The 18438-nt window shown below is 69.7% G+C and carries 22 protein-coding genes; 15 read left to right on the top strand and 7 right to left on the bottom strand.

Annotation, left to right across the window (positions count from 1 at the left end; genetic code table 11):
• Positions 1-6 precede the first annotated feature (6 nt).
• Positions 7-1449 carry a pyruvate kinase gene (gene pyk / locus DXK32_RS11965; protein ID WP_114858699.1) on the bottom strand — a complete coding sequence of 481 codons (1443 nt, stop codon included), beginning with the start codon at positions 1447-1449 and terminating at the stop codon, positions 7-9.
• A gap of 321 nt (positions 1450-1770) precedes the next feature.
• On the opposite strand from pyk, the gene rpsM reads away from it, so the two are divergent.
• The 5 genes from rpsM to DXK32_RS11940 all read left to right on the top strand — a co-directional run bounded on the left by rpsM (position 1771) and on the right by DXK32_RS11940 (position 5088).
• A complete protein-coding gene (rpsM, locus tag DXK32_RS11960; protein ID WP_014240054.1) occupies positions 1771-2139 on the top strand; it encodes a 30S ribosomal protein S13 in 369 nt (122 codons plus the stop codon).
• Positions 2140-2154: 15 nt separating this feature from the next.
• A complete protein-coding gene (rpsK, locus tag DXK32_RS11955) occupies positions 2155-2553 on the top strand; it encodes a 30S ribosomal protein S11 (protein ID WP_012974490.1) in 399 nt (132 codons plus the stop codon).
• Between the two features lie 131 nt (positions 2554-2684).
• Positions 2685-3704: a DNA-directed RNA polymerase subunit alpha gene (locus tag DXK32_RS11950; RefSeq protein WP_014240055.1), complete on the top strand. Its 1020-nt coding sequence runs from the start codon at positions 2685-2687 to the stop codon at positions 3702-3704.
• 221 nt (positions 3705-3925) lie between these two features.
• On the top strand, positions 3926-4348 hold the full coding sequence (rplQ, locus tag DXK32_RS11945; protein ID WP_094304321.1) for a 50S ribosomal protein L17: 423 nt from the start codon (positions 3926-3928) through the stop codon (positions 4346-4348).
• 161 nt (positions 4349-4509) lie between these two features.
• Positions 4510-5088 (top strand): YqaA family protein, encoded by a 579-nt coding sequence (locus DXK32_RS11940; protein WP_109071710.1) that lies wholly within the window; start codon positions 4510-4512, stop codon positions 5086-5088.
• Positions 5089-5137: 49 nt separating this feature from the next.
• Here DXK32_RS11940 and DXK32_RS11935 read toward each other — a convergent pair whose 3' ends face one another.
• The gene (locus tag DXK32_RS11935; RefSeq protein WP_114858698.1) at positions 5138-5401 is read right to left on the bottom strand and encodes a hypothetical protein; all 264 of its coding nucleotides are present in this window, start codon (positions 5399-5401) and stop codon (positions 5138-5140) included.
• Positions 5402-5526: 125 nt separating this feature from the next.
• On the opposite strand from DXK32_RS11935, the gene DXK32_RS11930 reads away from it, so the two are divergent.
• Entirely contained in the window at positions 5527-5931 is a 405-nt protein-coding gene (locus DXK32_RS11930; protein WP_114858697.1) for a hypothetical protein, read from the top strand.
• A 28-nt stretch (positions 5932-5959) separates the two neighbouring features.
• Entirely contained in the window at positions 5960-7297 is a 1338-nt protein-coding gene (locus DXK32_RS11925) for a replication-associated recombination protein A (protein WP_114858696.1), read from the top strand.
• A gap of 7 nt (positions 7298-7304) precedes the next feature.
• Here DXK32_RS11925 and DXK32_RS11920 read toward each other — a convergent pair whose 3' ends face one another.
• On the bottom strand, positions 7305-7781 hold the full coding sequence (locus DXK32_RS11920) for a hypothetical protein (RefSeq protein WP_114858695.1): 477 nt from the start codon (positions 7779-7781) through the stop codon (positions 7305-7307).
• Positions 7782-7865: 84 nt separating this feature from the next.
• On the opposite strand from DXK32_RS11920, the gene DXK32_RS11915 reads away from it, so the two are divergent.
• The 3 genes from DXK32_RS11915 to DXK32_RS11905 all read left to right on the top strand — a co-directional run bounded on the left by DXK32_RS11915 (position 7866) and on the right by DXK32_RS11905 (position 10265).
• The gene (locus DXK32_RS11915; RefSeq protein ID WP_114858694.1) at positions 7866-8777 is read left to right on the top strand and encodes a hypothetical protein; all 912 of its coding nucleotides are present in this window, start codon (positions 7866-7868) and stop codon (positions 8775-8777) included.
• A gap of 67 nt (positions 8778-8844) precedes the next feature.
• Positions 8845-9246: a fluoride efflux transporter CrcB gene (gene crcB, locus DXK32_RS11910; protein WP_114858693.1), complete on the top strand. Its 402-nt coding sequence runs from the start codon at positions 8845-8847 to the stop codon at positions 9244-9246.
• Positions 9246-10265, top strand: coding sequence for an RluA family pseudouridine synthase (locus tag DXK32_RS11905; RefSeq protein WP_114858692.1), 1020 nt, complete (start codon positions 9246-9248; stop codon positions 10263-10265). Before crcB ends, DXK32_RS11905 begins: the two co-directional genes overlap by 1 nt.
• Positions 10266-10275: 10 nt before the next feature.
• Here DXK32_RS11905 and DXK32_RS11900 read toward each other — a convergent pair whose 3' ends face one another.
• Positions 10276-10965 carry a GntR family transcriptional regulator gene (locus DXK32_RS11900; protein WP_114858691.1) on the bottom strand — a complete coding sequence of 230 codons (690 nt, stop codon included), beginning with the start codon at positions 10963-10965 and terminating at the stop codon, positions 10276-10278.
• Between the two features lie 83 nt (positions 10966-11048).
• On the opposite strand from DXK32_RS11900, the gene DXK32_RS11895 reads away from it, so the two are divergent.
• From DXK32_RS11895 to DXK32_RS11880, 4 genes are all read left to right on the top strand, one after another.
• Positions 11049-12272: a benzoate/H(+) symporter BenE family transporter gene (locus DXK32_RS11895; protein WP_114858690.1), complete on the top strand. Its 1224-nt coding sequence runs from the start codon at positions 11049-11051 to the stop codon at positions 12270-12272.
• A gap of 63 nt (positions 12273-12335) precedes the next feature.
• A complete protein-coding gene (locus tag DXK32_RS11890; RefSeq protein WP_114858724.1) occupies positions 12336-13025 on the top strand; it encodes an HAD-IA family hydrolase in 690 nt (229 codons plus the stop codon).
• Positions 13026-13046: 21 nt separating this feature from the next.
• Complete coding sequence (locus tag DXK32_RS11885; protein ID WP_114858689.1) at positions 13047-13745, top strand: ATP12 family chaperone protein; 699 nt, start codon at positions 13047-13049, stop codon at positions 13743-13745.
• Positions 13746-13846: 101 nt separating this feature from the next.
• Positions 13847-14245 (top strand): COG4315 family predicted lipoprotein, encoded by a 399-nt coding sequence (locus DXK32_RS11880; RefSeq protein ID WP_205215695.1) that lies wholly within the window; start codon positions 13847-13849, stop codon positions 14243-14245.
• A gap of 70 nt (positions 14246-14315) precedes the next feature.
• On the opposite strand, the gene DXK32_RS11875 is transcribed toward DXK32_RS11880, so the two are convergent.
• From DXK32_RS11875 to DXK32_RS11865, 3 genes are all read right to left on the bottom strand, one after another.
• Entirely contained in the window at positions 14316-14909 is a 594-nt protein-coding gene (locus DXK32_RS11875) for a PRC-barrel domain-containing protein (protein ID WP_114858688.1), read from the bottom strand.
• Positions 14910-15069: 160 nt separating this feature from the next.
• Positions 15070-15975: a YgfZ/GcvT domain-containing protein gene (locus DXK32_RS11870; protein WP_114858687.1), complete on the bottom strand. Its 906-nt coding sequence runs from the start codon at positions 15973-15975 to the stop codon at positions 15070-15072.
• A 169-nt stretch (positions 15976-16144) separates the two neighbouring features.
• Positions 16145-16552, bottom strand: coding sequence for a GreA/GreB family elongation factor (locus DXK32_RS11865; protein WP_114858686.1), 408 nt, complete (start codon positions 16550-16552; stop codon positions 16145-16147).
• A 318-nt stretch (positions 16553-16870) separates the two neighbouring features.
• Between DXK32_RS11865 and DXK32_RS11860 the strand changes: the two genes are divergently transcribed.
• A complete protein-coding gene (locus DXK32_RS11860; RefSeq protein ID WP_114858685.1) occupies positions 16871-18406 on the top strand; it encodes an ABC transporter ATP-binding protein in 1536 nt (511 codons plus the stop codon).
• The last annotated feature ends 32 nt before the right edge of the window (positions 18407-18438 follow it).

Raw genomic sequence — 18438 nt, 5'->3', positions numbered from 1 at the left:
TTCCTTTTACTGCGCGTCCACCCAGGCGATGCGCAGGATGTTGGTGTTGCCGGGGGTGCCGAAGGGCACGCCGGCGGTGATGACCAGCCGCTGCCCTTCCACCGCCAGCCCGTCCTCATAGGCGCAGCGGGCGGCCTTCTGAACCATTTCGTTGAAGTCGGCGACGTCGGCGGAATGCACGCTGTGCACCCCGTAGGCGAGCTGGAGCCGCCGAGCCGTTTCCAGGCTGGAGGTCAGGCACATGATCGGCACCTCCGGCCGCTCGCGGGCGGCGCGCAGAGTGGTGGAGCCGCTGGTGGTGTAGGTGACGATGGCCGCGGCCTGGATGGTGTGGGCGACCTGCCGCGCCGCCGCGGTGACGGCGTCGGTGGAGGTCTGCTGCGGGTCCGGGTGCTGGGCGTCGGTGATGGTGCGGTAGAGCGGGTCCTGCTCGACCCGGCGGGCGATGCGGTCCATCATCGACACCGCCTCGATGGGATAGGTGCCCGCCGCCGTCTCCGCCGACAGCATCACCGCGTCGGCTCCGTCATAGACCGCGGTCGCCACGTCCGACGCCTCGGCGCGGGTCGGGGCCGGGGCGCCGATCATCGATTCGAGCATCTGGGTGGCGACGATCACCGGCTTGCCGGCCCTGCGCGATTCGCGGATGATCCGCTTCTGGATGCTCGGCACGTCCTCCGCCGGCATCTCGACGCCGAGATCGCCGCGGGCGACCATCACGCCGTCCGACAGTTCGACGATGCGCTCCAGATGCTGGATGGCCTGCGGCTTCTCCATCTTCGACAGCAGGGCGGCCCGCCCGGCGACCAGCTTGCGCGCCTCCGCCACGTCCTCCGGCCGCTGCACGAAGGACAGGGCCACCCAATCGACCCCCTGGTCGAGCGCGAAGGCCAGATCCTCATGATCCTTCGGGGTCAGCGGCGTCAGCGGCAGGACGACGCCCGGAACGTTCACGCCCTTGCGGTCGGACAGGCGGCTGCCGGACAGCACGATGCAATCGGCGTGGTCCGGGCTGCAATCGACGACCCGCAGGCGGACCTTGCCGTCGTCCACCAGCAGCTCCGCCTCCGGCTCCAGGGCGGCGAAGATCTCCGGGTGGGGCAGGCCGACGCGGGTCGCGTCCCCCGGCTCGGTGGAGAGGTCGAGGCGGATGCGGTGCCCCGGCTGGACGGTGACGGGGCCGTCGGCGAAGGTCCCCAGCCGCAGTTTCGGCCCCTGGAGGTCGGCCATCACCGCGATGGGATGGTCCAGTTCCGCCTCCAGCGCGCGCAGCGTGGCGAGGCGCTGGCCGTGGTCCTCGTGCGTGCCGTGGCTGAAGTTCAGGCGGAAGACGTCCACGCCCGCCTCGAACAGCGCGCGGATCATCTCCGGCGTGGCGGTGGCCGGCCCCAGCGTGGCGACGATCTTGGTCAGGCGGAAGCGCCGGAAGGGGATGACTTTGCGGGTCATGGGTCTGCCTTCTGATATGTGCCGTTCGGGGCGGGACCGCTCATCTCAGGAGTTGCCACCCGGCTTGTCAACCACGGCCATCCTCCCCACAATGGCCGGACACCGGGAAAAGCACGGTAACGCCGCAGAACGGCCTTGACAGATTTCCGGCTTTTTCTATAGTCGCACCCTCCCGCGGCCCAACCGGCCCGGCGGGAGACATTGTGCGTCCCGCATCCGTGTTTTGCTTCTTGGCCTTCGGGCCTTGGCGTCCGGATCGGGGATCAATCGGTGTGTAGGCGGCCCATGAGGGCTGCCGTTGAGATATCGAGGAGAGCAGGCGTGGCGCGTATCGCTGGCGTCAACATCCCCGCGCAGAAGCGCGTGGAGATTGCGTTGACCTACATTCATGGCATCGGCCCCTTCAAGGCCAAGGAAATCTGCACGAAGCTGGAGATCCCGGCGGAGCGCCGTGTGAACCAGCTCACGGACGACGAGATCCTCAAGATCCGCGAGACCATCGACGCCGACTACCGCGTCGAAGGCGACCTGCGCCGTTCGGTCGCCATGAACATCAAGCGTCTGATGGACATGGCCTGCTACCGTGGCCTGCGTCACCGCAAGGGCCTGCCGGTCCGCGGCCAGCGCACCCACACGAACGCCCGCACCCGCAAGGGTCCGGCCAAGCCGATCGCCGGCAAGAAGAAGTAAGAGGACGCACGGACCATGGCCAAGCCCTCAGCCGCTTCGCAGCGTCTTCGTCGTCGCGAGCGCAAGAACATCACCGCCGGCGTCGCCCACGTGAACGCCTCCTTCAACAACACGATGATCACCATCACCGACGCGCAGGGCAACACCATTGCCTGGTCGTCGTCGGGCACGATGGGCTTCAAGGGTTCGCGCAAGTCGACCCCCTACGCCGCCCAGGTCGCCGCCGAGGACGCGGGCCGCAAGGCCCAGGAGCACGGCATGAAGACCCTCGAGGTCGAGGTGAAGGGTCCGGGTTCGGGGCGTGAGTCGGCGCTGCGCGCCCTGCAGTCGATCGGCTTCCAGATCACCTCGATCCGCGACGTCACGCCGATTCCGCACAACGGCGTCCGTCCGCCGAAGAAGCGTCGCGTCTAAGAAGCACCGCTACTCCGCACCCGCGGGGACCCGCCGTTCCGGGACAGGCGCCGCAGCCATCGCGGCGCCTTCGGATGGGAACGGCCGGTCCCCGCGGTCGTGTGTCCACCCCGATGGCATGAGGTAATACCGTGGCTCTTCAGAAGAACTGGCAGGAACTGATCAAGCCGAACAAGCTGGACATCCAGCCCGGTGACGACGCCGACCGCACGGCGACCGTCGTGGCCGAGCCGCTGGAGCGTGGCTTCGGTCTGACGCTCGGCAACGCGCTGCGCCGCGTGCTGCTCTCCTCGCTGCAGGGTGCGGCCGTCACGGCGATCCACATCGACGGCGTGCTGCACGAGTTCTCGTCGATCCCCGGCGTGCGCGAGGACGTGACCGACATCGTCCTCAACATCAAGTCGATGGGTCTGCGCATGGGCGGCGACGGCCCGAAGCGCATGCGCCTGCGCGCCGAAGGCCCCGGCGAGGTGAAGGCCGGCATGATCGAGACCGGCGCGGACATCCAGGTGATGGACCCGGACCTCGTGATCTGCACGCTGGACAACGGCGCCCGCCTGAACATGGAACTGACGGTCGAGACCGGCAAGGGCTACGTCCCGGCCAGCCAGAACCGTCCGGAGGACGCCCCGATCGGCCTGATCCCGGTCGACGCGCTGTTCTCGCCGGTCCGCAAGATTTCCTACAAGGTCGACAACGCCCGCGTCGGGCAGGTCACCGACTATGACCGCCTGTCGATGGTCGTCGAGACCAACGGCGCCGTGAAGCCGGACGACGCGGTGGCTCTGGCCGCCCGCATCCTCCAGGACCAGCTGCAGCTGTTCATCAACTTCGAGGAGCCGACCCACGCGGTCGCCGAGGAGAAGCACGAGGAGGTTCCGTTCAACAAGAACCTGCTCCGCAAGGTGGACGAGCTGGAACTGTCGGTCCGTTCGGCCAACTGCCTCAAGAACGACAACATCGTCTACATCGGCGATCTGGTGCAGAAGACGGAGGCGGAGATGCTCCGCACCCCGAACTTCGGCCGCAAGTCGCTGAACGAGATTAAGGAAGTGCTGGCCCAGATGGGTCTGCACCTCGGTATGGAAATCCCGAACTGGCCGCCCGAGAACATCGAAGAGCTGGCCAAGCGTCTGGAAGAGCCGTACTAAGTCTCGCAGGTTTCATTGCCCCCTCCCTGACCCTCCCCCGCCTTCGGCGAGGGAGGGGACAAGCTCCCTCTCCCGCGAGAGCGGGGGAGGGCCGGGGAGGGGGCAGCATGTTTCCCAGGGCCACCAACCGGCCCGCCCCGCGCCGTACCAGCTCTAACGACTGGGCGGTCGGGTTCACCACCGGCTCCCCGAGGGGGGCCACGCCATGAAGGAGGACCGTCATGCGTCACGGCGTTTCCGGACGTAAGTTCAGCAAGACCACCAGCCACCGCAAGGCCATGTTCTCGAACATGGCGAATGCGCTGATCAAGCACGAGCAGATCAAGACGACCCTGCCGAAGGCCAAGGATCTGCGCCCGATCGTCGAGCGTCTGATCACGCTCGGCAAGAAGGGTGGCCTCGCCAACCGCCGTCTCGCCTTCGCGCAGCTGCGCGACGACGCGATGGTGACCAAGCTGTTCACCGTTCTGGCCGACCGCTACAAGGACCGCCAGGGTGGCTACAGCCGCGTCCTGAAGGCCGGCTTCCGCTACGGCGATGCCGCCGCCATGGGCGTGATCGAGCTGGTCGACCGCGATGTCGCCGCCAAGGGCCAGGATTCGGGCCCGGTGGAGATCAAGGACGAGGTCGAGGCCGAGGGCTGAGCCCACGGTTGAGCGTTCGTGAAATCTTGTCGCCGCCGTTGCCCACCGGGACGCGGACGACGATATAGGTGACCGACCGGCCCTCCCTTCGGGTTCATCCCCGGAGGGAGGGTTTCCGGTTTTCGGGTTCCGTCATTTCGGGAGGGCGCCGCGCGCGCGGTATGCTGAAACCTCTCTACAACCGGATTCTCAAGCTCTCCGCCCGCAAGGACGCCGTCTGGTGGATGTCCGCCGTCTCCTTCGCGGAAAGCTCCTTCTTCCCTTTGCCGCCCGACATCATGCTGGTGCCGATGTGTCTGGCGGAGCCCAAGAAGCTCTGGCGCTACACCAACATTTGCGCGCTGGCCTCGCTGATCGGCGGGATGTTCGGCTACGCGGTCGGGTTCTACCTGTTCGAGAGCATCGGACGGCTGATCATCGACCTCTACAACGCGCAGGAATCGTTCCAGCGCTTCCAGGACATGTTCGCCGAATTCGGCCCCTGGTTCCTGATTCTCAAGGGCATCACGCCCATTCCCTACAAATTGCTGACGATCACCGCGGGATTCGCGCACCTCGACCTGACGGTGTTCATCCTGTGCTCGATCGTCGCGCGCTTCTCGCGATTCTATATGATCGCGATCCTGCTGCATTTTTACGGGCCGCAGGTGCGCGACATCATCGAGAAGCGGCTGATGCTTGTGACGACCGTTCTGCTGGTCATCATCATCGGCGGATTGCTCAGCTTCAAGTTCGTGTGAGCGGCGCGGGGCTTGGCCCCGCGCGTCACCCGCATTCATCAGGCGAAAATCAGTCCGGCATCCCGCGGTCCTGGCGGTTGCGCTCCGACGGGGGCAGGGCGTTGCGCTCGCGGCGGTCGCGCATGACCATCACGCCGATGGCCAGCGCCATGCCGATGCCGGCCAGCAGGGGCAGCACGACCTCGCCGGCGCTGACGGTGGGCATGGCGAGCATGCGCACGACGAGCAGCAGCAGGCCGCCGATCAGCAACGCCACGAAGACGGTGGTCGAAGTCCGGCGGCGCGGCGACGGGCCGGATTTGTTGGGACTCATTTGAGGCATTCCCTTATCGCTTGCGTTCCCGGCATAGTGGGCGCCGAGCCCGCGGCATGGTCCAATGCGGGGGACCATCCGCCAACGTCCGGGGTCACGCAAGAACAATGGGAGTCAAAGCCGCGATGTTCCGTCCGAAACTCATTCTGGGGCCGGTGCTGGCCCTCGCCCTGGTTGCGCTCGCCGCCTGCGCGGACGCGCCGGGGCGTTCATCCGGCGCCGCCGTGGGCGGTGCTCCGGCGGCCTCCACCTCCGCTCCCGCCACCGCTCCCACCGGGGCGCCGGCGGCCTCGCGCCCGGCCCGCGGGGTCGAGGATCCCTCGCTCCGCCTCGACGGCGGCGTCGGCAGCGACGATTCCTGCCGCGCGCAGTGCGAGCGCAGCAACAACTCCTGCATGGACTCGGTGGCCGCGCGCGCGCAGAGCGGGCTCGACCGTCCGGACCGCGGCGGCATCTTCTCGCCGACCGACAACTGCCAGCATTCGCTGCGCATGTGCTACCAGCGCTGCGGCGCGCCCACCAACCAGTGACCGGTCCGGTGCGATCGGTGGATCGGCGATGAGCAAGCGCGGCGACTCCGGAGCCACCGGCGGCCTGTTCGAGGCGGGCGCCCCCCGCCCGCTGGCCGACCGGCTGCGCCCGCGCAGCCTGGGCGAGGTGGTCGGGCAGGAGCATCTGCTGAAGCCCGACGGCCCGCTGGGCCGCATGGTCGCCGCGCGCCGGCTGGCCTCCATGATCCTGTGGGGGCCGCCCGGCTGCGGCAAGACGACCATCGCGCGGCTGCTGGCCCTGTCCACCGATCTGCATTTCGAGCCGCTGTCGGCGGTGTTCTCCGGCGTCGCCGACCTGCGCCGGGTGTTCGACGCCGCCCGGGCGCGGCGCGCGGCCGGGCAGGGCACGCTGCTGTTCATCGACGAGATCCACCGCTTCAACCGTTCCCAGCAGGACGGCTTCCTGCCCTATGTGGAGGACGGCACCGTCACGCTGGTCGGCGCCACCACCGAGAACCCGTCCTTCGAGCTGAACGCGGCGCTTCTGTCGCGCGCCCAGGTCTTCGTGCTGAACCGGCTCGACGACGCGGCGCTGGAGAAGCTGCTGTCGCGGGCCGAGGCGGAGATGGGCCGCCCGCTGCCGCTGACGTCGGACGCGCGGTCCGCGCTGAAGGCGATGGCCGACGGCGACGGACGCTTCTGCCTGAACCTCTGCGAGGAGCTGTTCGCCCTGCCGGTGCCGGAGGACGGGGCAATTCTCGACAACAACGCGCTCGCCACCGCCATCCAGCGCCGCGCCCCGCTCTACGACAAGGCGCAGGAGGGGCACTACAACCTCATCAGCGCGCTGCACAAGTCGCTGCGCGGGTCGGACACCGACGCGGCGCTCTACTGGTACGCCCGCATGCTGGAGGGTGGCGAGGACCCGCGCTACATCGCCCGCCGGCTGACCCGCTTCGCGGTGGAGGACATCGGCTTGGCCGACCCCAACGCGCTGGCCCAGGCCACCGCCGCCTGGGAGGCCTACGAGCGGCTGGGCAGCCCGGAGGGCGAACTGGCCATCGCCCAGCTGGTGATTTATCTGGGGACGGCGCCGAAGTCGAACGCCGGCTACACCGCCTACAAGAGCGCGGTGCGCGCCGCCAAGGAAACCGGCAGCCTGATGCCGCCCAAGCACATCCTGAACGCTCCGACCAAGCTGATGAAGCAGATCGGCTACGGCAAGGGCTACGAGTACGACCACGACACGGCGGACGGCTTCTCCGGCCAGAACTACTTCCCGGAGGGCATGGCACGGCGCGCCTTCTACCAGCCGGTCGAGCGCGGATTCGAGCGCGAGATCAAGAAGCGCCAGGATTACTGGGCGCGCCTGCGCGACCGCAAGGCGGCCGAGGGCGAGGAGTAGGAGCGTTTCACGGCTTCGGGTAGGCGACCCCGAGAATCCAGACCGGGGCGTGCGGTGGGCCGGTCCGTTCGAACACGTAGGTGACGGTGGTGCTGGTGAACGGAACCGCGTCGGTGCAGCGCCCAATGTCATCCGTTTCCCCGCACCACAGCGCGGGAACCTGCACGCTCAGCGTCTTGCCGAACTGGGTGCCGCCAAGCTCTTCGCCGCACAGGAACTCGCCCGGAGAACCGGTCACCGCGTTCCACGCGGCTCGCCACGCCCAGAGATCGGCGAACAGGGGCATGCCGACCTCCTGCGCGGCGTCCGGCGGCGGCGGCGCGCCGAAGATGTGCCGCGTGAGACGCCCGCCCTGCGCCGTGTTGAGCGCGGGGTCGGCGGAGCGCAGGACGCTCGGAATGTCCAGACACGGGCCGCTCCAGGCCGGGGCGGCGGTGAAGGCGAGGAGGGCGGTGAGAAGACCTGGGATTGAGCGAAGGGTCATGGGAGTGGTCCGGATGCAATTCCAGCGTGTTCAAATCCGGACGCTCGGCGTTGGGGCTCGTGAAATGACCGGGGAAGGGTGCGCATGACGGCAGACGAGGCGGTTCCGGCCTTCCCGCGCTTCATCGCCATCGACTGGTCGGGCGCCGCGGGCAAGCGCTACGCCGGGGTGGCGGTGGCCGAATGCGGCGCGGAGGGTCCGCCGCGGATCGTCGCGCCCGCCGACCGGATGTGGTCGCGCAGCGCCGTGTTCGACTGGCTGCTCGACGGGCTGGAGCGCGGGCCGGCGCTGGTCGGAATCGACTGCGCCTTCTCGCTGCCCTTCGACGTGGCCGGGCGCTATTTCCCCGATCCCGGCGCGGCGACGGCCTTCGACCTGTGGGATCGGGTGGAGGCGGTGGCCGGGGCTGCGCCGGACTTCGCCGGGGGCGGCTTCGCCGCGCACCCGGACTACGGCGCCGATTTCTGGCGCGCCGGGACGCAGCCGGACTGGTACCGCGACCCGCACCGCCTGACCGAGCGGGTGTGCCGCGCCGACGGCTATGGCAGCCCGCAGAGCCCCTACAAGCTGATCGGCGCCAAGCAGGTGGGGAAGGGCGGGCTGGCCGGGATGCGCATGCTGCGCGCCCTGAAGCGGGCGGCGCCGGACCGGGTGGCGGTCTGGCCCTTCGATCCGCCGGGGCCGGGCCGCACCGTCTTCTGCGAGATCTACCCGCGCCTGTTCCTGATCCGCGCCGGCTTCGGGCTGCGCAAGATCCGCGATGGGGCGGCGGTCGACGCCGCGCTGGCCGTCCTCGGCGCGCCAGCCACCGGCCTGTCCGGGGCGGTGACCGACCATGACGCCGACGCGCTGGTCTCGGCGGCGGGTCTGCGCTGGCTGGCCAAGCGGGAGGCGGTGTGGAGTCCGCCGGCCATGGACGCGCGGGCGCGGCGGCAGGAGGGCTGGATCTTCGGCGTGGGCGACAGGGATGGCGGGTTTGCCGCGCCCAGCGCGTGACAAACCGCCCTGTTTCTGGCTCTAATCCGCGCGGGATGCCCGTCGTCCCGTCCGCTCCGGAGGTTCCGTGATCGCATCACCGTCCACGCTCGCCGCGGTCGCCGTCGGCGGCGCCGTCGGGTCCATGGCGCGCTATCTGCTGATGACGGCGGTCGGCCAATGGCTGGGCACGCAGTTCCCTTACGGAACGCTGGTCGTGAACGCCCTCGGCTGCTTCACCATGGGCGCTCTGGCGGAGCTGGCCGCGCTGGTGTGGTCACCCTCGCCGGAGCTGCGGGCGCTGCTGATGGTCGGGGTGCTGGGGGGATTCACGACCTTTTCCTCCTTCACGCTCGACGTCGGTCTGCTGGTGGAGCGGAACGCCCTGCCGGCGGCGGCGGGGTACATCCTGGCCTCGATGGTGCTGACCATCGCGGGTTTCTTTGCCGGCCTCGCGGTCGTGCGTTCTCTTGTTTCGGTGCCCGTTTGATGAGTGAGAACAAGTCCCCCAGCGTGGAAACCCGGACCGTGACGTCCGACGAGGCCGACGTCCGCCTCGACCGCTGGTTCAAGCGCCATTTCCCCGACGTGGGGCACGGCTATCTGCAGAAGCTGCTGCGCACCGGCCAGATCCGCGTGGACGGCAAGCGGGCGGAGACCTCGACCCGGCTCGCCGCCGGCCAGTCCATCCGCATCCCGCCGCTGGCCGACTGGGCCAAGCCGGAGGGTGCCGCCGCGGCCCCCGCGCCGAAGAAGCCGGCCATGTCGGACAAGGACATCGCGGCGCTCCAGGCGCTGGTTCTCTTCAAGGACGGCGACGTCATCGCGCTGAACAAGCCGGCGGGCCTCGCCGTGCAGGGCGGCACCAACACCACCAAGCATCTCGACGCCATGCTGGACGCCCTGCGCTTCGACGCGAAGGAGCGGCCCAAGCTGGTGCACCGGCTGGACAAGGACACCTCGGGCGTCCTGCTGCTGGCGCGCAACACCTTCGCGGCGTCCAAGCTGACGGAGCAGTTCCGCGGCCGCGACGTGCGCAAGATTTACTGGGCCGCCACGGTCGGCGTTCCGAAGCCCTACCAGGGCAAGATCGACCTCGCGCTGGCCAAGGAAGGCGGGCCGCAGGGCGAGCGGGTGGCCGGCGACGAGGACGACGGCAAGCGCGCCGTCACCTACTACTCGGTGCTGGAAAACCTGGGCAAGCAGGCGGCCTTCGTCGCCATGTGGCCGCGCACGGGGCGCACCCACCAGCTCCGCGTCCACATGAACGCCATCGGCACGCCGATCCTCGGCGACGGCAAGTACGCCGGGCAGGGGGCCCATCTTCCGGGCGCCGAGATTCAGAAGAAGCTGCATCTGCACGCCCGACGCCTGATCCTGCCGCACCCGCGCGGCGGCAGCCGGATGATCGACGTGACGGCGCCGCTGCCCGACCACATGCTGACCACCTGGAAGTATCTGGGCTTCAGCGCCAGCCTGAAGGGCGACCCGTTCGAGGGGGTCGAGTAGGGGCGGGGGTTTACCCCGCTTCGCGCCCCTCCAGAAACGCCGTGAGCTGCTCCGCGGCTTGTCCGACATGCTCGGTGACGAGCCGGCAGGCCGTGTCCGCGTTCCCCGCCCGGCAGGCCGCCAGCAGCGCGCGGTGCTCGTCCTGCGACCGCGGCCGATAGCCCAGCGCCGCGAACTGGAAGCGCAGGTAGCGGTCGGCGGCCAGCAGATGCTGCTCCGTCAGCGCCAGCAGACGGGGCCGCCCGGCCCGCGCGTAGAGCGTCATGTGGAAGCGCCGGTTCAGCTCTCCCATGCGGCCGGGATCGGCCTCTCCATCCATCTCGGCAATCAGCTCCTCCGCCTGATCGAGGTCCGCCGCCGTCAGGCTGGGCAGCGACAGGCGCAGCGCCATCGGTTCCAGCGCCATGCGGATCGCCCCGATGTCGGCGCCGTCCGCCGCGGAGATTTCCGCGACGACGGCCCCGCGGTGCGGGTGGAATTCGGCCAGCGCCCGCGCCTCCAGCTGGCGCAGCGCCTCGCGCACCGGCATGCGGCTGACCCCGAAGGTCTCCGCCAGTTCCTCCTGCCGCAGCGGCGTGCCCGGCGCGATGACCCCGGTCAGGATCGCCTCGCGCAGCGTCGCCTCCACGAATTCCGTGGTGGTGCGGTGGCGCGGCTGCGCCCGCGCCACGAGGCGCGACAGCCCGTCGTTGACCGCCATGCGTGATCTCCCCTTGCCAGGATATTGGATCCAATCTATCACCAGTCTCATCGTCCCGCACGCCCGATGGAGAGTCCCAAGCCATGTCCTCTTCCGACACCGTCCCGGAGACGGGCCTTTCGACGGGGCTTTCCCTGCGCGCGGTCGGCGCCGGCCTGCTGGCGGCCCTGGTCGGCTACGCCAGTTCGGTGGCGGTGGTCATCCACGGCTTGACCGCGGTGGGCGCCAGCACGGAGCAGGTGGTGTCGGGCCTCGTCCTGCTGGGCTTCGCCATGGGGCTGACGGCGATGGGTCTCAGCCTGCACCGGCGCAAGCCGATCAGCATCGCCTGGACGACGCCGGGCATGGCGCTGCTCGCCGCCACCGGCGCGGTAGAGGGTGGGTTCCCCGCCGCGGTGGGGGCCTTCGTGGTGACCGGGGTGCTGATCGTCCTGGCCGGGCTGTGGGCGCCGCTCGGCCGCTGGATCGCCGCGATTCCCAAGCCGCTGGCCAACGGCATGCTGGCGGGCATCCTGCTGAAGCTCTGCCTCGCCCCCTTCCTGGCGGTGTCGCAGGCGCCGGGAATGGCGCTGCTGGTGCTGGCGACCTGGGCGCTGGTCGGGCGGGTGGCGCGGCTCTACGCCGTGCCCGCCGCGGTGGCGGTGGCGCTGGGGGCGCTGGCGCTGGACTCTTCCAGCGGTTTGGCCGGCGGCGCGGCGCTGTCCGGCGCGCTGTGGCCGGGCGTGACCTTCGTACAGCCGGTGTTCACCTGGGAGGCCATGGTCGGCATCGCGCTGCCGCTGTTCGTCGTCACCATGGCGTCGCAGAACATCCCCGGCCTCGCCGTTCTGGCGACCTACAACTACACGCCGCCGACCCGCCCGATCTTCCTGGCGACGGGGGCGGCCTCCGCCCTGACGGCGCTGGGTGGTGCTCCGACCGTCAACCTCGCGGCGATCACCGCGGCGCTCTGCGCCAGCCCGGACGCCGACCCCAACCCGGCGCGGCGCTGGCAGGCCGCCTTCGTCGGCGGCATCGGCTACATCCTGTTCGCCGGGCTGGCCGGGGTGACGGCGGTGATGGTCACCCGCTCCCCGCCGATCCTGATCGAGGCGGTGGCCGGGCTGGCCCTGGTCGGGGCCTTCGGCGCCGCCCTGATGGGTGCGGTGCAGGTGGAGGCGAACCGGACGGCGGCGCTGGTCACGATGCTGGTCACCGCCTCCGGCCTGTCCTTCGCCGGGGTGGGCTCGGCCTTCTGGGGGTTGCTGCTGGGCGGGGCGGTGCATCTGCTGTATTGGCGTCCCACGGTGTCGCAGCCGGCAAAGTGAGTTGCGCTTTCCCAATGCGAGCCGCATAAGTCCGGTACGACCCGCGTCCCGGAGGCGATGCCCGTGAGCAGCTCAGAGAATGCCCGTCCGCTGCGACTGGCCCTGTTCGATTGCGACGGCACGCTGGTGGACAGCCAGTTCGCCATCATCGACGCCATGACCACCGCCTGGGCCGCCCACGGGCTGGGCGAGCCGGACCCGCTGGAGGTGCGCCGCATGGTCGGGCTGCCGCTCGTGCAGGCGGTGTCGCAACTGCTGCCGGACCTCGACACCGACCGCCATGTGGCCGTCGCGGAAAGTTACAAGGACGCCTTCGCGGCGCTGCGCCACCGTGGCGACCTGCACGAGCCACTGTTCCCCGGCCTGCGCGATACGCTGGACGCGCTGGAGGCGGAAGGTGTGCTGCTCGGCGTGGCGACCGGCAAGTCGCGGCGCGGGCTGGACGCCGTGCTCGCTCATCACGGGCTGGCTCACCGCTTCGTCACCCTGCAGACCAGCGACATCGGCCCCGGCAAGCCGCACCCCGACATGGTCTACCGCGCCCTGGCCGAAACCGGGGTGGAGGCGGCGCGGACGGTTGTGATCGGCGACACCACCTACGACATTCGGATGGCCCGCAACGCGCGGGTCGCGTCGGTCGGCGTCTCCTGGGGCTATCACGCGGTGGCCGAGTTGGAGGGCGCCGGGGCCGACCGCATCGTCCACCGCGGGCGCGAAGTGGCCGGCGCCGTGCTGGACCTGTTGCACCGATAAGAGAGCATTCGAAGGACCCCGATGAAGCGCTTCTACAAGACCGCCTCCGTCGACGAGGCCGCCGGCGGCGGCTTCGAGGTGCGCCTGGACAACCGCCCGATCCGCAGCCCGGCCAAGGCGCCGCTGGTCTTCGCAAGCTGGCCGCTGGCCCAGGCCGTCGCCGCCGAATGGGACGCGCAGCCCGAGGACATCGCCCCGGACAGTATGCCGCTGATGCAGCTCGCCAGCACGGCGGTGGACCTGATCGGCAAGGGCCGGGCCGCCATCGTCGACGGCGTGGCCGCCTATGCGGAAACGGACCTGCTCTGCTACCGCGCGGAGCATCCGCGGAATTTGGTGGAGTTGCAGGCGCAGCGCTGGCAGCCGCTGCTCGACTGGGCGACTCTGCGCTACGACGCGCCGCTGCACGTCAACGCCGGGCTGATGCCCAAGCCGCAGCCGCCCGAGGCGCTGCGCGCCCTGCGCAACGCGGTGGAGGCCTACGACGACTGGACGCTGTCGGCGCTCCAGACCGCGACCGGCTCCTGCGGCTCGCTGATCGTCGCGCTGGCTCTGGTCGAGGGGCGCATCGACGCCGAGGAGGCCTTCGCGGTGTCGCAGCTCGACGAGACCTTCCAGATCGAAGCCTGGGGCGAGGACCCGGAGGCGACCAAGCGCCGCGCCGCCCTGCGCGTCGACATCGCCGCCTGCCGCCGCTTCGTCGATCTGCTGCGGGCCTGATCATCCTTCGGGTGGGGACGGAATAAAGCGCGACGGCGGGCGTCCTGTCAGTGAGGGCCGGGTCCAATCACCCGCCCCGTCACGACAGGGAGGTTCCGTCCATGCACCGCTTCACCCGTTTTGCTGGCGCTGCGGCCATCGCGCTCGCGCTCGGCCTCGTGGCGCCGTCCGCCTTTGCACAGGGCGCCATGCCCACCAAGACCGGCCAGTCGGCCGGCGGCCCCGTGCTGACCGACAGCAAGGGCATGACGCTCTACGTCTTCGACCGCGACGCGGGCGGCAAGTCCGCCTGCAACGGGCAGTGCGCCACCAACTGGCCGCCGCTGATGGCCCCGGCGGGCGCCAAGGCGATGGGCGACTATTCGGTCGTCACCCGCGACGACGGCTCCATGCAGTGGGCCTACAAGGGCAAGCCGCTCTATGGCTGGGCCAAGGACGGCAAGCCGGGCGACACCACCGGCGACGGCGTCAACAACGTCTGGCACGTCGCGCGCCCGTAACCACGACTCCAAACAGGGAAAAGCCCCCGCGGCGCTGGGCCGCGGGGGCTTTTCGTGACCGGACCGACGCTTACTGGCCGGTGCCCGACGGAGCGGCCGGCGGGGTGCCGGTGGCGCCGCCCGGGGCGGTCATGGTGCCGGAGGTGCCGGTGGAGGAGCGGCTCGCCGCGCCGTTCACCGTATCGCCGGCCTTGTCCTTGTTGCGGTTCAGCGAGGTGGTGGTGTCGGAGTACTCGAACTCCGGCATCTCCTTCACCTGATCGCGGGTCATGCCCGAGAGCTGCACGCGCTCCTGCTGGGCGTCCCAGTTGGCGTTGCCGATGTCCACGGCGATCTGCTTCTCGCCGATGCCGAGGAAGCCGCCCGAGGAGATCACGAGCTGCTGGGCCTGGCCGTTGCTGTCCAGGATGATGTCCTCGACCTCGCCGACCTTCTCGTTGTCGGTGCCGTAGACGTTCTTGCCCATCATGTTCTCGGCGCTGGCGAGCGTGCCGCCGGTCAGGCCCGCGGCGCTGCCGGTGGTGGCGCTGCCGCTCTTGTTCATCTCGGTCGCGGTCGGGGCGCCGGTGGTGGGGCTGCCGGTGGTCGGCGACGTGGTCTGCGCCATCGCCGTGCCGGTCATCAGCGCCAGGACGGACGCAGCCGCGATGATTTCCCTACGCATAACTCACTCCTCTCCGTGTTTCGGCGTTTCTGTCGAGTGCCTTGGTTTGTCTCGGTAAGGCAGAACGACAACAGGGCCTCGGCGGGAATGGTCACGCGGAAAATCGAAAAAATCTTTCGGCTAGTCCGTGCAAGTTTCGGGAATAAAAGTCACGAAGAACTCAGAAGCTTGCCCAGACTGGCTTTGCCGGCGTGACTGTGGCCTCTCCGGCTGTCAAGACCAATCCGTCTTGCCCCGCACGGGTGAGGTCTTCCAACCGCAACAGGGCCAGAGCCGAGGAGCCATGGCCGCTGCGGATCTCGCCGATCTCCTTGCCGTCGAGCGTCACCGGCGTGCCGGGGGCGGGCAGGGGGCCGTCGAGCGTCACCGGGAACAGCTTCTTCCTGATCAGGGCGCGGTACTTGGTGCGGGCGGTCAACTCCTGCCCCATGTAGCAGCCCTTGTCCCAGGAGATGGCGTTGAGGTCGTCCAGATCGTTCTCCAGCGGGAGCGCCTTGTCGGGCGTGAGGTCACGGCTGCCCTCCGGAACGCCGAGCGACAGGCGCAGCCGGTCGTAGTCCTCCGCCCCGCGCGGAACGAAACCCGCTGCCTCCAGCGCCGCCGCGGCGCCCTCGCGCGGCAGGAAGGCGCGGGCACCCAGCGCCGGCAGGCGCGGGTCGGTGAAGGCGACGCCGCCCGCGAAGGGGATCGCGGCCCCGGCCTCCTCCGGCAGACCCAGCCGCGCAAGCGCGTCGCCGCCGAACAGGACGACGGCCAGCAGGGCGCCGGCGCGGTCCTCCAGCGTGATCTTGGAGCGCAGCTTGTACATCTTCAGGCGGCGCAGGAATTCCTCGCGCCGCTCCGTCTCTGGGTCGAGCAGAAGGGCGCCGTCCGATTCGGCGATGCGGAAGTCGTGCAGGAATTTGCCCTGCGGGGTCAGGAACAGGGCGTAGACGGCGCGGTCCGTTGCGACGCGGCGCAGGTCGTTGGACACCAGCCCTTGCAGGAAGGCCGCCCGGTCTTCGCCCGCGACCGCGATGACGCCCCGGTCCTCCAGGATCGCGTAGCCCGCCTGTTCCGCCGTCATGCCCTTGCTCCGAATGTCCCGTTCACGTCCCCGATAGTTGGGCGAAGGGGGCAGGGGAGGCAAGGGTGGCGAGGTCCGTGCCCTTGCATGGCGCGTCCGCCTTTTCCGCGGACGCGCCACGGTGCAAGCCGTGGTCGATGGACCGTCAGACGGTCCTTCAGGCGGGCCGTCAGCCCGCCGGAGGTTCGATCCGCAAGACCTGCACCGACTTGGTGCGGCCGTCGAGCGTGCCGTAGGCGATGGATTGCCCCTCGGACAGGCCGAGCAGGGCGGCGCCCACCGGTGTCAGGATCGAGATGCCGTCCTGGCGCCGGGCCGCTTCGTCCGGTGTGATGAGTGTGGCGGTGTGTCGCGTGCCCCGGTCGTCCGCGAAGGTGACCCGGCTGCCGAGCCGGACGAAGGGGGTGCCGCCGCCATCGGGGGAATCCGCGACATCGGCGCGGTCGACCTCGCGCTGGAGGAAGTCGATGACGCCGGCGGGCTGGCTGAGATGGGCGAGAAGGACGTCGAGACGCCCAAGGTCATGGGGGGTGATTCGGATCGGCGGCGGATCGCCGAGCATCGACTTGCGGTTCATTCCAAAAGCTCCATAAGGAAAGGCCGCCGGAAATGGCGGCCCTTCCCATAGCTGATGACGACGGCGGCCTCTTGTCAACCGTGCGGCGGCGTGGCATCTGTCCGTGTGCGAAGCAACTGCTGATTTGTTGGGTCATCTGCCGCTTTGTTGGGCTGCGACAGGCGCCCGAAACGGGGCGAATGACCGCAGGCTGGGCAACCGCTTCCCATGTTGACGGCGAACAGCCTTGACGGGCAAGACTCTCCGAAAGTGGCATGGCTTTGGCAATGCCCTGCCGACTTCACCCCTACCCGGTCCGTCTCCTTGGATTCCCCCTCCGTGTCATCCCCTCCGCACCGGCTCGAACTGCGCGGCATCACCAAGCGCTTTCCGGGCTGTCTGGCGAACGATCAGGTCGATCTCGTCCTCCGGCCGGGGGAGATCCACGCGCTGCTGGGCGAGAACGGCGCCGGCAAGTCGACGCTGGTGAAGATCATCTACGGCGTGCTGCACGCCGACGCCGGCCGGATTCAATGGAATGGGCAGGACACCCACATCCCCGACCCGGCGGGCGCCCGCCGGCTGGGCATCGGCATGGTGTTCCAGCATTTCTCCCTGTTCGACACGCTGACGGTCGCCGAGAACATCTCGCTCGGCCTCGACCAGCCCGGCCCGATGGACGCGCTGTCGGCGCGCATCGCCGAGGTGTCGGAACGCTACGGCCTGTCGCTGGACCCGCGCCGCCACGTCCACAACCTGTCGGTCGGCGAGCGGCAGCGGGTGGAGATCGTGCGCTGCCTGCTCCAGGACCCCAAGCTGCTCATCATGGACGAGCCGACTTCGGTCCTGACGCCGCAGGAGGCGACCCGCCTGTTCGAGACGCTGCGCCGGCTGGCGGCGGAGGGCTGCACGATCCTCTACATCAGCCACAAGCTGGAGGAGATCCGCGCGCTCTGCGACACCGCCACGGTGCTGCGCGGCGGGCGCGTCGTGGGAAGCTGCGACCCGCGCAGGGAGACGGCACGCAGCCTCGCCGAGATGATGATCGGGACCGAGCTGTCGACCCCGGAACGGCTGCCGCAGGGCGAGGCCGGGGCGGCGAAGCTGCAGGTCCGGCATCTCTCCACCACCTCCGACAACCCCTTCGCCACCAACCTGAAGGACGTGTCCTTCGAGGTGCGGGCCGGCGAGATCCTGGGCATCGCCGGGGTCGCCGGCAACGGGCAGGCGGAGCTGATGGCCGCGCTGAGCGGCGAGGCTCTGGTGCCCGACCCGGCGTCGGTCGCCATCGAGGGGCGGCCCTCCGGGCATCTCGGCCCGCGCGAGCGGCGGCTGCTCGGCCTGGCCTTCGTGCCGGAGGAGCGGCTGGGCCGCGGCGCCGTGCCGGAGCTGAGCCTGTCGGAGAACGCGCTGCTGTCCGGCTACGCCCGCGAGCCGCTGGTGCGCAGCGGGTTGGTGCATTTCGGGCGCGCCCGCTCCTACGCCGAGCGGATCATCGGCGCCTTCAACGTGGTCACCCACGGCCACCGGGCGGAGGCGCGGTCGCTGTCGGGCGGCAACCTTCAGAAATTCATCATCGGCCGCGAGATTCTTCAGAAGCCGCGCCTGCTGGTGGTCGGCCAGCCGACCTGGGGCGTGGACGCTGGGGCCGCGGCGGCGATCCACCGGGCGCTGATCGACCTCGCGCGCTCCGGCGCCGCCGTCCTGGTCATCAGCCAAGACCTGGACGAGCTGTTCGTGCTGAGCGACCGCATCGCCGTGCTGTTCCACGGCCATTTGTCGGAGAGCCGCCCCACCCACCACACCAGCGTGGAGGAGATCGGCCTGCTGATGGGCGGCCTGTTCAACCACCCGCCCGACGAGGATGAGGAGTGATGGGACCGACGCTTCATACCCTCTCCCCTCTG

The sequence above is a fragment of the Azospirillum brasilense genome (genome assembly GCF_003349955.1).
GTDB lineage: Bacteria > Pseudomonadota > Alphaproteobacteria > Azospirillales > Azospirillaceae > Azospirillum > Azospirillum brasilense_B.
The sequence above is the reverse complement of the archived record's forward strand: the minus strand, read 5'-3'. Positions and strand labels throughout refer to the sequence as shown.

Excerpts from the sequence above, each read along its gene's own strand:
- DXK32_RS11865 (WP_114858686.1), bottom strand. The coding sequence starts at position 16,552 with ATGAACCGCAAGTCGATGCTCGGCGATCCGCCGCCGATCCGAATCACC.
- pyk (WP_114858699.1), bottom strand. The coding sequence starts at position 1,449 with ATGACCCGCAAAGTCATCCCCTTCCGGCGCTTCCGCCTGACCAAGATC.
- DXK32_RS11905 (WP_114858692.1), top strand. The coding sequence starts at position 9,246 with ATGAGTGAGAACAAGTCCCCCAGCGTGGAAACCCGGACCGTGACGTCC.
- DXK32_RS11900 (WP_114858691.1), bottom strand. The coding sequence starts at position 10,965 with ATGGCGGTCAACGACGGGCTGTCGCGCCTCGTGGCGCGGGCGCAGCCG.
- DXK32_RS11940 (WP_109071710.1), top strand. The coding sequence starts at position 4,510 with ATGCTGAAACCTCTCTACAACCGGATTCTCAAGCTCTCCGCCCGCAAG.
- DXK32_RS11895 (WP_114858690.1), top strand. The coding sequence starts at position 11,049 with ATGTCCTCTTCCGACACCGTCCCGGAGACGGGCCTTTCGACGGGGCTT.
- DXK32_RS11925 (WP_114858696.1), top strand. The coding sequence starts at position 5,960 with ATGAGCAAGCGCGGCGACTCCGGAGCCACCGGCGGCCTGTTCGAGGCG.
- DXK32_RS11935 (WP_114858698.1), bottom strand. The coding sequence starts at position 5,401 with ATGAGTCCCAACAAATCCGGCCCGTCGCCGCGCCGCCGGACTTCGACC.
- rpsK (WP_012974490.1), top strand. The coding sequence starts at position 2,155 with ATGGCCAAGCCCTCAGCCGCTTCGCAGCGTCTTCGTCGTCGCGAGCGC.
- DXK32_RS11885 (WP_114858689.1), top strand. The coding sequence starts at position 13,047 with ATGAAGCGCTTCTACAAGACCGCCTCCGTCGACGAGGCCGCCGGCGGC.
- DXK32_RS11870 (WP_114858687.1), bottom strand. The coding sequence starts at position 15,975 with ATGACGGCGGAACAGGCGGGCTACGCGATCCTGGAGGACCGGGGCGTC.
- DXK32_RS11930 (WP_114858697.1), top strand. The coding sequence starts at position 5,527 with ATGTTCCGTCCGAAACTCATTCTGGGGCCGGTGCTGGCCCTCGCCCTG.
- DXK32_RS11875 (WP_114858688.1), bottom strand. The coding sequence starts at position 14,909 with ATGCGTAGGGAAATCATCGCGGCTGCGTCCGTCCTGGCGCTGATGACC.
- rplQ (WP_094304321.1), top strand. The coding sequence starts at position 3,926 with ATGCGTCACGGCGTTTCCGGACGTAAGTTCAGCAAGACCACCAGCCAC.
- DXK32_RS11920 (WP_114858695.1), bottom strand. The coding sequence starts at position 7,781 with ATGACCCTTCGCTCAATCCCAGGTCTTCTCACCGCCCTCCTCGCCTTC.
- DXK32_RS11915 (WP_114858694.1), top strand. The coding sequence starts at position 7,866 with ATGACGGCAGACGAGGCGGTTCCGGCCTTCCCGCGCTTCATCGCCATC.
- DXK32_RS11880 (WP_205215695.1), top strand. The coding sequence starts at position 13,847 with ATGCACCGCTTCACCCGTTTTGCTGGCGCTGCGGCCATCGCGCTCGCG.